We start from the raw sequence: 11,508 nt of genomic DNA, 5'->3' as shown, positions 1-11,508 counted from the left end.
GGCAGCTTCCTCAACTCCTGCTGCCCTTAGTTCTTCCACCCACGTTCTCCCAAGGTCTAATTCTGTGTTGACTCACGCTGTTCCTGCCTTAGCTCAAGCCGATATCACGACGCTAGATAGCCCCTTAGTGATTGCTGGGCGATCCTTTCGCTCCCGCTTGATGACGGGGACTGGCAAATATCGCAGCATTGCCGACATGCAGCAGAGTGTCGTGGCGAGTGGTTGTGAAATTGTGACGGTGGCGGTGCGACGAGTACAAACCAAAGCCCCAGGCCATGAAGGTTTAGCTGAAGCACTGGACTGGAGCAAAATCTGGATGTTGCCCAACACCGCAGGCTGCAAAACCGCAGAAGAAGCGATCCGAGTTGCCCGCTTAGGGCGAGAAATGGCAAAACTCTTGGGCCAGGAAGATAATAATTTTGTCAAATTGGAAGTAATTCCAGACACCAAATACCTGCTACCCGACCCCATCGGCACTCTAGAAGCGGCCGAGCAACTGGTTAAAGAAGGGTTTGCCGTGTTGCCCTACATCAATGCTGACCCACTGCTAGCCAAGCGATTAGAAGAAGTAGGATGTGCGACGGTGATGCCTTTGGGTTCGCCGATTGGCTCTGGGCAGGGCATCAAAAATGCTGCCAATATCCAAATCATTATTGAGAATGCCCAAGTGCCTGTCGTCGTAGATGCAGGTTTAGGCGCACCCAGTGAAGCCGCCCAAGCAATGGAAATGGGGGCTTCAGCTTTACTAATTAATACCGCGATCGCCGAAGCGCAGAATCCGGTAGCAATGGCCAAAGCTATGGGCTTAGCAGCAGAGGCAGGTCGTCTAGCTTACCTAGCAGGTCGTATTCCGGTGAAAAGCCACGCTAGCGCTAGCTCACCCCTCACGGGCACCATTACTCAGTAAATCTAAAGTAAATTTGAGCATTTTTTAGTTTCTAACTTAGGAGCGAGAGTATCTTCCTAATTTTTGTTACAGTTAGTTAATACAAAAACTGAGGGTTTTGTTCATGCGTTATACGACCGAGGAAGGTGGACGCTTAAATAACTTCGCTGTTGAGCCGAAGATGTATCAAGCAGAACCACCCACTAAATCCCAACAAAGAAACTCCCTTATCTTGGGAGCTTTAGGAATGGTTTTAGTCGGTGGGCTCGTTTTTGTCGCCTTCTCCGTATCCAACCTAGGCTAGAAAAAATCAGCTTTAAACTTTCAAAATATAAACCTGAGTCAGGTGCTGCTTATTTTATGAGCAACCTGGCTTTTTGCTATGGTTGGCTGCGATAGGAAGACGTTTAGCGCGATCGCTCTACATTAAAAGTTCGTCAAAATCAAGCTTTAGTCCTGAATCGAGCTTGAGGAATTTGAAGAGTGTTATACCTCCAGATTTCCTCGCCACGATTAAGGGTATTGTTGGTGCAACTAGCTGATCGCCACTCCCCATTGCTCCGCATGACTGGGCCGAATCAAACCAGTTCACATTTGAATCGGCAAAGTTACCAGCGTTTAAAACGAGCGCTGAGTTTACACTTACGCCGTCAAATTTTTGTGGCGGTCTGCGATGATCTAGCCCTACGAAATCGCTTGGCGGCTCGGCTCCATGCGGAACTCGCCTATCCCGCTGCTTCGACAACCACGCGTAACCCTGAAGAGGCTGGGCTTGCTTCAGATTATCCCCGACTGGTTACACTCAACCTCAATCTCAACGATCCTAATCCGATCGCTCAAGTGACTCAGTGGTTAGCTCGTCATCCTTTACCCAAGGGATCAGGAACAGAGCCACTGACCCCTAGCTTCCAAATCTTGGGGACTGAGCGACTGACGCGACAATCGGCTGCGGTACAGCGGTTGTTTCTCAGCTATTTACAAGGGTGCGATCGCAGCTTGCCCACGTTAGAAGCAAGCTTGTTGCTGTGGGTGCCGCATCCTTGGTTTCGGGCCATTCAACAGTCTGCCCCTGAGTTTTGGGGTTGGCGCACTGGCGTGTTTGAGTTTGTCGGAGAACCTACACCACTTTCAGTCGTTTCTGAGCAACCCAAGCGCCGTCATTCAGACCAAGTAGCCTCCACCCATCAGCCAACGAAGAAGCGTCCCCAGCCAGCGATCGCGTCTACTTCTGACGTTGCCCATCCTCCAGTTACGCCTGCCAATCAGAAACCTGTAGATGTGCCCATTAGTTTACGGGATTTATTGGCTGATGAGTTGGCCTTTGGAGACTTGGTGGATGACTTAGAAACCACAGCAGCTCCAGCAGGAACAACAGAAAGTACAGGCGATCGCTTGACTGCCGACCCAGTTTCTCCTCCGCCCAACTCCTGGAGCGTTCACGTTCCGACTGCTGCCGCGCCAACCAACCAGGTTACAGCCAACAGCCTGCATGCCCGCTCTGGATTTCACTCAGAATCACCCGCCTCAGAACCGCAGCCTCTGCGTACGGTTGCTACAGAGCCTCAATCCCCATCGATTACCGCTCCAGCAGCAAACTCATCAGAGTTAGACAAGGCACCTACAGAAGCTCCTCTTCCATCAATTGCGCCGGAACTTGTCAATTTAGTTCTGACAGCGGCAATTCAAGAGGTTGGGGGGGCAACAGCGCTACGAGCCAATGCTCCGGTTCCGTCTCTCTCTCGTCTTAGTGCTACCTTGCCTGCCCCTGTAGTGGCTGCTCTGGAGGACTTTCCGCCTTTGCGGATGTTGCGGCATCTAGAGCAGTTACATCAACAGCAAGCAGAAACTACAGGGTTAGCTGTCACCTACCGAACTCTTGGTAATTTTTATCGCGATCGCATTGAGCAAGGACACAACTCTCCTCAACAATTGGCGATCGCCATTCAAGCTTATGAGCAAGCCTTAATTCACCTAGAAGAGTCTTCGGCTTTAGTTCCAGATATTCTCAATGACTTAGGCAATCTCTACTGGATGTTGTCCCGGTTTCCGCCCAACCCGGAACAACGGTTGCCTTATTTAGAGCAAGGCATCGCGGCCTATCACCTGGCGCTGACTCATGTAAGTTCTGAGCAGCAACCGCAATCCTACGCCATGATTCAGAATAATTTGGGAGCCGCCTATGGAGATTTAGCTCGTTACCGAGAGCCGATCGAGAACCTACAATGCTCGATCACAGCTTACGAGGAAGCGTTGCGACATCGCAAACGGGACGTAGAACCTTTGAAGTATGCTTCCACTCAAAATAACCTGGGTACGGCTTACTGGCACTTGGCACAACACCATCAACCTGCTCTACATCTGAAGCAAGCCATCGTTGCTTACACCGAGTCACTCAGCTTCTACAACCCAGAGCAGGAGCCGTTGCATTACGCCATGCTCCAAAACAATTTGGGCACGGCTTATTGGAATTTAGCCCAGCATGAGCAACCGGAAGAGTTTCTCAATTTGGCGATTAGTTGCTACCGCATCGCCTTGATTTACCGCACCGTAGAAGTTAATCCTGCTGCCTATGCAGCGACTCAAAACAATTTGGGCACCGCTTATTGGCACCTGGCTAGCCGTTCCAAAGAACAACCAGAAGCCCAACAACAAGCTTTACAGTGCGCGATCGCAGCCTACGAAGCAGCTTTAGCCATTGTTGAACAAATAAACCAAACGCCTAATGGTGCTGGCGCTAAACTGACCTTTGACGTGTTCGCAACTCACAACAACCTAGGTTTAGCCCACTACCAAGTAGCGACCGATCAGGCGGGCGCTATTCCGGTGCCTGCTAAGTCTGCTCATTTAGAAGCGTCTCTGCGTCACCATCTGCAAGCATTACAAGGATGGCAGCACCAACCTGATTTTCATCAAACAGCGCTAGGCTATGTCCTGCAAACGGTACGGGCTTTTTACAGCGAGTGTGGTCTGCAAGGCCAGAACTTAGCGCTATCTCTATTACCAGGTCATTTATTACCTGAAATTTTGCCACGGCTCTAAGGACAACCGCTCTAGGCCCAAGCAGGACTTAGGCATCAAAGTAGCGATCGGGATGGAGAGAAGAGGGTACGCCCAAGACGGGACAAGGGCTATTAGCGCTCAAGGTTCGGACAATGGAGTTCTTGGGAGAGTCACAACCCAACCACAACAGCACTGCCGATTCTGCTTTAGCAACACTCCGCAATTCCTGAGCGACTTGCCCAAATCGTAGGTGCGTTTTCAGGGAACCACGCCACTCGTTAGCTAGACAGCGGGCTTGCCACAAAATTCGGTCTGCCTGCTCAAATTGGTCTACTTGGCAAAGGGGATAATTGCCGAATGGTAGCCCGGTATCTTCTAGGGTTGGTTCAGCTAGAGTTGCGATCGCGCCTTCCCGCTCCGAAGTGGCATTAGAGGTTGCGCTAGAGGCCGCACTATAAGTATCAGGTGCCACCAGTGCCTTAGCTAGCTGCGCCTGGCGCTGAGAAGATTTCTTGCCAGTTCTGACTGGGCGAAAATCGGTTGTAGTGGGAATGCTATCTAGACAGTCAGTGGGATTGATGACATAGACCACCTGCACGGTCACTTGGCGACGAGTCGCTAAACGAGTTTGGTGAGCAATCCACAGGGTCAAATCCAAAGCGGTCTGACTCTTCGGGGAGCTGTTGTAGCCCACCACCAAATTAATTTCAGCATCAGCTCCAGACGCTGCTTCTGGACGGTTAGCCTGGAGGTGCCGTTTAGTAGCCCGCCGAGCCTGGCCTGGCAAATGCAATTTACCGGAAGAGCGATCGCCCTTGGGCCGCTGAGGCAACAGCAGAATTTGCTCGATTAAGTCAGTTGAACCCAGTGCGCCCTGTAGCCGCACCAACATTGGCATAATATTCACGATAAAAACCTCTCCAGACTACTTGTTTCGAGAGGTGGGCCAGGAAACAGACATCATCAACTCTGAGAGAAATCTCTTAGGGGAATCTGATATCTGCTAGGAGACCGCAATGACCGTTGCTATCAAAAGCCTGCGTCCTAGGTACTCCTCCCACTGCCGACGGAGTTAGCTGACGGGCTAAGACTGGAAGGTGTCTCTCTCAAATTAATCTTTGAGATTAGCCCCAAAAATCGGTTCCTCCGTTCCAGACGAAACAGCATTCAAGTTTTCACCTTGATGCCTATTAATCCGGATTAGGCTACCCACTGAATGTTTTAATGAACGCCTTTTTGATGTAAGAAATGCCATCAAAAGACGGTTCTATTTCAGAGCAAAGATTGTGCTCAGATGTGATTTAAATAACGTTAAGAAATCCTTCACCAACACGGTTGTATGAGGAATTCCTTATCCGAGGTTGATTGAACCCTTCATCCTTGAGACAATATAGCTCACGTTAAACCGCATGGTCATCTACCTAAAAGCAGTAGCCAAGTTTACGATCAATCAGATATTTGCCGCTGTATCCTCGGTTGCTATTCGCCAGAAATGTATGTATAAAGTGGCGATCGCGGTCTGATTGGCCCTAGATTAAGCTGAAAAATAGTCAAGCTTTAATCACAATCAATTATTAAGATTCTTGAATGCAATAACTGACTTGGCTCAACCTCCTCGTAAGGTGACGAGGTTGATCTTAGCAAACAGCTTTAGTAGCTGCGGTTTACAATTGAAAAGATGAATTGTAGGCCAATTTCTCGCGAAATTTTGCCTCTTGAGTATAGATCTCAACCTGATTGGAACTTAGTGCGTGAACGTTTCCTCTACTCTGCCAGAACTAAATTTACGAGAGCTGTTTCCCTTTGAATTAGATGCGTTTCAGTATCAAGCGATCGCGGCTCTGAATGCGGGGCGATCGGTCGTAGTCTGTGCGCCAACGGGGTCAGGCAAAACGTTAATTGGCGAGTATGCCATCTATCGCGCTCTGGCTCAGGGGCGACGAGTGTTCTACACCACTCCGCTCAAAGCATTATCCAATCAAAAGTTACGAGATTTTCGCGATCGCTTTGGCTCTGAGCAAGTCGGGCTGCTGACAGGAGATGTATCGATCAACCGGGAAGCACCCATTTTGGTCATGACGACCGAAATCTTCCGCAACATGCTTTACGGCACCCCGATCGGTGAAGTTGGCACCTCAATGGTTGGTGTAGAAGCGGTGGTTTTAGACGAATGCCACTACATGAACGATCGCCAGCGGGGCACCGTTTGGGAAGAATCGATTATCTACTGCCCACCAGATGTGCAGCTAGTCGCGCTGTCAGCCACCGTTGCCAACAGCGATCAGCTTACGGATTGGATCGGTCGAGTTCATGGCCCCACAGAGCTGATCTATTCAGATTTCCGACCCGTTCCTTTGCGCTTTCACTTCTGTAACCCCAAAGGCTTATTTCCTCTACTCAGCCAAGATCAAAAAAAGATCAACGCCCGCCTCAAACCTAAAGGAGGCCGAGGCCAACGCAAGCGGGAAGACGAGCCTGGGCTGGCTTATGTGGTCAGCCAGTTGCAGCAACGGGATATGCTCCCAGCCATTTATTTCATCTTCAGCCGTCGTAATTGCGATCGCGCCATTACCCAAGTCGAGCATTTATCCTTGGTCAACGAGGCGGAAGCGGCAAAGCTGAAACACCTGATTGATGAGTTTTTGATGCGACACCCTGACGCTGGGCGGGCTGGGCAGATTGAGCCGCTCTACCGGGGTATTGCCGCCCACCACGCTGGAATTTTGCCTGCCTGGAAAGGCTTAGTTGAAGAACTCTTTCAGCAAGGGCTGATCAAGGTGGTCTTTGCCACTGAAACCTTGGCCGCTGGCATCAACATGCCTGCCCGGACCACAGTGGTTTCTAGCCTCTCCAAGCGCACCGATTTGGGACATCGCCTCCTCAATCCCTCAGAATTTCTCCAGATGTCGGGTCGAGCGGGCCGACGAGGAATGGATGAGTTAGGGCATGTCGTCACGGTGCAAACTCCCTTTGAGGGGGCCAAAGAAGCCGCATACTTAGCCACAGTCGGAGCTGATCCGTTGATCAGCCAATTTACTCCCAGCTATGGCATGGTCCTAAACTTGCTGCAAACTCACACCTTAGAAGAAGCGCAAGAGCTGGTTGAGCGCAGTTTTGGGCAATATCTCGCCACGCTGTCTTTGCGGCCCCAACAGCAGGCGATCGCTGATCTAACTAAAGAGCTTGAGCAACTTCAAGCTCAGCTCGAACTGGTTGATCCACAACTATTTTCGAGTTACGAAAAGCTACAAGAGCGCCTGAAAGAAGAACGCCGCCTACTGAAAATTTTGCAGCACCAAGCCCAGGAGATGCAGTCGGGTGACATTGCTGTAGCACTCTCATTTGCGATCGCGGGCACCGTACTGGGGCTGAAGGGAGAGAACGTCCCTACCGCCGACCCAATCCCAGCGGCTCTGGTGATGAAAACTCCAGGTTCTGGCCAATTTCCTTATCTCGTTTGCTTGGGTCAAGATAATCGCTGGTATGTCGTAGCGGTGGGAGATGTCGTCAGCTTGCGAGCCGAGATTCCTCGCATTAAGGCAGTAGACAACCTCACCCCCCCGGCTGAGATGCCCCTGAAACCAGGACAATGCCGCAAAGGCAGCGAAGAAACAGGAGCGATCGCCCGACAAATTCCTCCTGTGCCTTCGCTCCTCGAAACTGCCCCAGAAGTCCAAGCCCAACTCGAACGCTTGCAAGCGGTGCAAACCCAACTAGAGGCGCATCCCCTACATCAATGGGGCAATTCTGCCACGCTCTTAAAGCGGCAGCGCCGAGTCCAGAATTTGCAAGAAGATATTGCTCAACGCCAAGCCAAGTTAGAGCAGCTATCCCACCAGCATTGGGAAGAGTTTGTTCACTTGATTGAGATTTTGCAGACGTTTGGCGGCTTGGATGGCTTAACTCCGACTGTTCTGGGCCAAGCAGCAGCAGCCATTCGTGGAGATAACGAGTTATGGCTGGGCATCTCCCTCATGTCGGGAGAACTCGATGATCTGGACCCGCACCATTTGGCCGCCGCTTGTGCTGCTTTGGTCACAGAGGTCTCGCGTCCTGACAGTTGGACTCGCTACCAAGCTTCCTCGGCAGTTGAAGAAGCGCTGGGTGGTTTACGGGGTTTACGACGGCAGTTATTCCAGGTGCAACGACGGCATCAAGTGGCTTTACCCGTTTGGCTAGAAGACGAGCTGATTGCTTTAGTCGAGCAGTGGGCTCTGGGAGTGGAATGGGCGGAACTGGGAGAAAACACCAGTTTGGATGAAGGAGACGTAGTACGAATTTTGCGGCGGACTTTAGATTTCCTTTCGCAAATTCCCCATGTCCCACATCTGCCAAATTCGCTGCGCCAGAATGCCTACCGAGCTATCCAGTTAATCGATCGCTTCCCAGTCAATGAGGCGGTTGAGTAGGAGATACTGCAACCCTGAGTGTTGGATGTCAAGGTCTACTTGAGCGATGCCACGGTTTGCACTCAGGAACTAGCAAGGGTAGGATGAACAACGGGGTAAAGCTCTACACAGAATTTAATCGGGCAGGGGTGCAGAGATCGTTGAGCTTTTGAGCCTATTTAGGGAACCCTTCAAATTGAAATAAGTCTTAAAGTCTTGCTCCTAGAAGGCTCCAGTTTCTCCCTGGCAATAGCTGTGGGAAGTCGCTTGTGGCTGTTATAGCCGCTTTAGGAGCTGGTTTTTTCGCATGCATGGTTTTCATAGCAATTTGCAACAGAAGCTGTGGCCCTGGTTCCAGCGATCGCTTTGCTCTCAGTCAGTTATTTTGGATGTTGCCGATCTAGTGATGCATCAAAGGCGCTCAACTCGTTCAACTCGTTTACTTTTGAATCTGATGAGCAAGAGTCGGCTAGCGACTAGTGTTTGTTTAGGCTTGTTGCTGCAATGTCTCGTGTTGCTCTCCCCAGCAGTTGCCGAGCGGGTATCCCTAGGAGTGGCACGCAGCTCAGATAATGCGGCTGACTGGGAAAGTATTACCACTCGGCTGCAAGCTGCTAAAGTCGGTTATCGCGTGATTGATTTCCAACAGGTACAGCGAGCCGCTGACCTCAACGGCATCAGCGTGCTATTTCTGCCCAATGTGGAAACAGTTACAGAAGCGCAAGCGATCGCCTTAGAAGAGTGGATGAGTCGAGGCGGACGGGTGGTCGTTAGTGGCCCGGTCGGTCGGTTGTCGCCTTTAGGGGTACGGCAAGCCCTGCGATCGCTCTTGGGTGCTTACTGGGCCTATCCTCTTTCGGAACCCACGGGTTTGCAAACCATCACGAGGCAACCCCAGTCTTGGGCGCGCAAAGGTCAAGCGGCCAGTAGCCTCTGGGGAGGTGTGATTATGCCTTCTAGCCTCAGCAGCCAAACGATTGCGACTTGGAAAAGTGCTACAGGAGTTAATCCTGCTGTCACTGCCACTGGAGCGCCCAGTGACAACCCACCTGCGATCGTGACCACGGAGCGATCCACTTTCTTTGGTTGGAATTGGGGTCGGCGCTCTTCAGGCTCTGCTGAGTTTGATGGTACTTGGCTCCGGGCCGCTTTGAGCCGCTATGGTGAGGTGCCAGTCGTTATAGTTCCTATCGCAGCAGCGCCACCGCCTGCAACTCCAACTAACAGCACAGCCCCACAACCCACGGTAGGTAACAGCACTCTCAGCCTTCCTCTCACCTCCACACCACCAACAGGCTCCACGGCGTTGCGTCAGGCACCTACCCAGTCAGGCAACGACCCCGCCGAGCAGGTAGCGCCCCCAGGTATAGAAGTTGAGCCAGGGGCACTCCCCATCGCCACGCTCGAAGCGATCGCAATGCGCCAAGAGCTAGAGAATTTGATCGGCAGAGTGGCAAGCGCTCTCCTCACTGCCAATGCCGCTAACAGCTCTGCTCAGACAGCTAGCTCAATCTCTACATCCAATAACACAACCGCATCCAGCTTAGTTGCCAGTAGCAAGGAGTTTGTTGCCGCTACGCCTACTGAAACTTCAGCCACGGCTGCTTCCTCTGACCCGGTTCAAGTTGTAGCCACGGCTCGCCAAGGGCTGCAAAAATTTTCTCAATTAGTAGCACAAGGAGATTACCGCAAAGCTCGTAGCCAGTGGATTCAAACTCGACGATTCCTTTGGGATAACTATCCCACTGAACGGTTACGGGCTCAACCGGAAATTCGTGCTATATGGCTGGACCGAGGCACCATTGTCCGAGCGGGCTCCGAGCAAGGACTCGCAGCTTTATTCGATCGCTTGGCAGCATCGGGCATTAACACAGTTTTCTTTGAAACCGTTAATGCAGGCTATACCATTTATCCCAGCCAAGTAGCACCACAACAGAACCCGCTCACCCGTGGCTGGGACCCGCTAGCCGCTGCCGTCAAGCTGGCTCATGCTAGAGGCATGGAGCTCCATGCCTGGGTTTGGGCCTTTGCTGCTGGCAACGAGCGCCACAACTTGCTGCTAAATCTTCCTAAGGATTACCCAGGGCCAGTCATTTCAGCCCATCCAGACTGGGCCAACTACGACAACCGGGGTCGCATCATCCCAGCGGGCCAAGAGAAACCATTTCTTGATCCAGCTAATCCTGAAGTACGGCGTTATTTGCAGCAACTCCTCAACGAGATTGCTAGCCGCTATCAAGTTGATGGCATTCAGTTAGACTACATTCGCTATCCTTTCCAAGATCCAGCGGCTGGTCGCACTTACGGTTATGGCAAAGCCGCTCGTCAGCAATTTCAGCAATTTGCTGGCGCTGACCCTCTCAAAATCTCTCCTAGCGATCGCAACCTATGGCAGCGCTGGACTAACTTCCGCACCCAACAAATCGACAGCTTTGTAGCCGAAACCTCACAGCAATTACGTCGAGCAAAACCTAATTTGGTCATGTCAGTCGCGGTGTTTCCCCTACCGCAGCACGAACGCATCCAGAAGCTGCAACAGCATTGGGAAACTTGGGCAGAGCGGGGAGATATTGATTTGGTCGTGCCGATGGCGTACGCAATGGATACCAATCGCTTCCAACGCTTAGTCCAGCCTTACCTAACTTCCAGCAAGCTCAATTCAACCTTGATCATGCCAGGAATCCGGCTGTTGAACCTGCCCGAAGCGGTGGCGATCGATCAAATTCAGGCGCTACGAGACTTGCCCTCTGGGGGTTATGCTCTATTTGCAGCTGAGAACTTCAACGATCGCTTGCAAACCATCTTTCAAAAAACTCAAGGACCCATTCAACGAACTCCCAAAGAGCCTGTCCCTTATCGTCAACCTTTTGCGGCGGCAGCGGTACGTTACACAGCTCTGCAACGTGAGTGGAATTTCCTTCAAGGGCAAAAGCAACTTTGGATGCGGGAACCTGCTTTAAGCCGTTGGCAAAATCAATCAAAAGCCTTAGACCAAGCGCTCCAAGCTCTAGCCGAACGTCCCGGACGCGATCGCTTAAAAACTGCCAAACGAGAATTGACTAACTTCCGGGCTCAATTTAGCAGTTGGATGAACTTATACGCCCTAGAGCATCGTTACCAAGTAGACGCTTGGGAACACCGTCTAGACACCATCGACACCCTATTGAACTACGGCGATCGCGTGACGCTTAACTCAACGCCCAACCGCTCTGCTAATAGGTAAACCCATTACTA

6 protein-coding genes and 1 riboswitch are annotated in these 11,508 nt (G+C 51.5%); of the genes, 5 read left to right on the top strand and 1 reads right to left on the bottom strand.

What is annotated here, in order from left to right; genetic code table 11:
* The first annotated feature begins 103 nt into the window (after window positions 1-103).
* From H6F90_RS30820 to H6F90_RS20405, 3 genes are all read left to right on the top strand, one after another.
* Window positions 104-907 carry a thiazole synthase gene (locus tag H6F90_RS30820; protein WP_370588065.1) on the top strand — a complete coding sequence of 268 codons (804 nt, stop codon included), beginning with the start codon at window positions 104-106 and terminating at the stop codon, window positions 905-907.
* A 103-nt stretch (window positions 908-1,010) separates the two neighbouring features.
* The gene (psb34, locus tag H6F90_RS20410) at window positions 1,011-1,190 is read left to right on the top strand and encodes a photosystem II assembly protein Psb34 (protein ID WP_190431326.1); all 180 of its coding nucleotides are present in this window, start codon (window positions 1,011-1,013) and stop codon (window positions 1,188-1,190) included.
* Window positions 1,191-1,414: 224 nt separating this feature from the next.
* Entirely contained in the window at window positions 1,415-3,925 is a 2,511-nt protein-coding gene (locus H6F90_RS20405) for a tetratricopeptide repeat protein (RefSeq protein ID WP_190554095.1), read from the top strand.
* 28 nt (window positions 3,926-3,953) lie between these two features.
* Here H6F90_RS20405 and H6F90_RS20400 read toward each other — a convergent pair whose 3' ends face one another.
* Window positions 3,954-4,784 carry a universal stress protein gene (locus H6F90_RS20400; protein WP_370588064.1) on the bottom strand — a complete coding sequence of 277 codons (831 nt, stop codon included), beginning with the start codon at window positions 4,782-4,784 and terminating at the stop codon, window positions 3,954-3,956.
* A 148-nt stretch (window positions 4,785-4,932) separates the two neighbouring features.
* Window positions 4,933-5,062: riboswitch (cyclic di-AMP (ydaO/yuaA leader) on the bottom strand.
* Between the two features lie 575 nt (window positions 5,063-5,637).
* Between H6F90_RS20400 and H6F90_RS20395 the strand changes: the two genes are divergently transcribed.
* Window positions 5,638-8,295 carry a DEAD/DEAH box helicase gene (locus tag H6F90_RS20395; protein WP_190554094.1) on the top strand — a complete coding sequence of 886 codons (2,658 nt, stop codon included), beginning with the start codon at window positions 5,638-5,640 and terminating at the stop codon, window positions 8,293-8,295.
* 286 nt (window positions 8,296-8,581) lie between these two features.
* Window positions 8,582-11,497 carry a glycoside hydrolase family 10 protein gene (locus H6F90_RS20390; protein ID WP_242024559.1) on the top strand — a complete coding sequence of 972 codons (2,916 nt, stop codon included), beginning with the start codon at window positions 8,582-8,584 and terminating at the stop codon, window positions 11,495-11,497.
* Window positions 11,498-11,508 lie beyond the last annotated feature (11 nt).

The sequence above is a fragment of the Trichocoleus sp. FACHB-591 genome, from assembly GCF_014695845.1.
Classification (GTDB): domain Bacteria; phylum Cyanobacteriota; class Cyanobacteriia; order FACHB-46; family FACHB-46; genus Trichocoleus.
The sequence above is the reverse complement of the archived record's forward strand: the minus strand, read 5'-3'. Positions and strand labels throughout refer to the sequence as shown.

Excerpts from the sequence above, each read along its gene's own strand:
- psb34 (WP_190431326.1), top strand. The coding sequence starts at position 1,011 with ATGCGTTATACGACCGAGGAAGGTGGACGCTTAAATAACTTCGCTGTT.
- H6F90_RS20400 (WP_370588064.1), bottom strand. The coding sequence starts at position 4,784 with ATGCCAATGTTGGTGCGGCTACAGGGCGCACTGGGTTCAACTGACTTA.
- H6F90_RS20390 (WP_242024559.1), top strand. The coding sequence starts at position 8,582 with ATGCATGGTTTTCATAGCAATTTGCAACAGAAGCTGTGGCCCTGGTTC.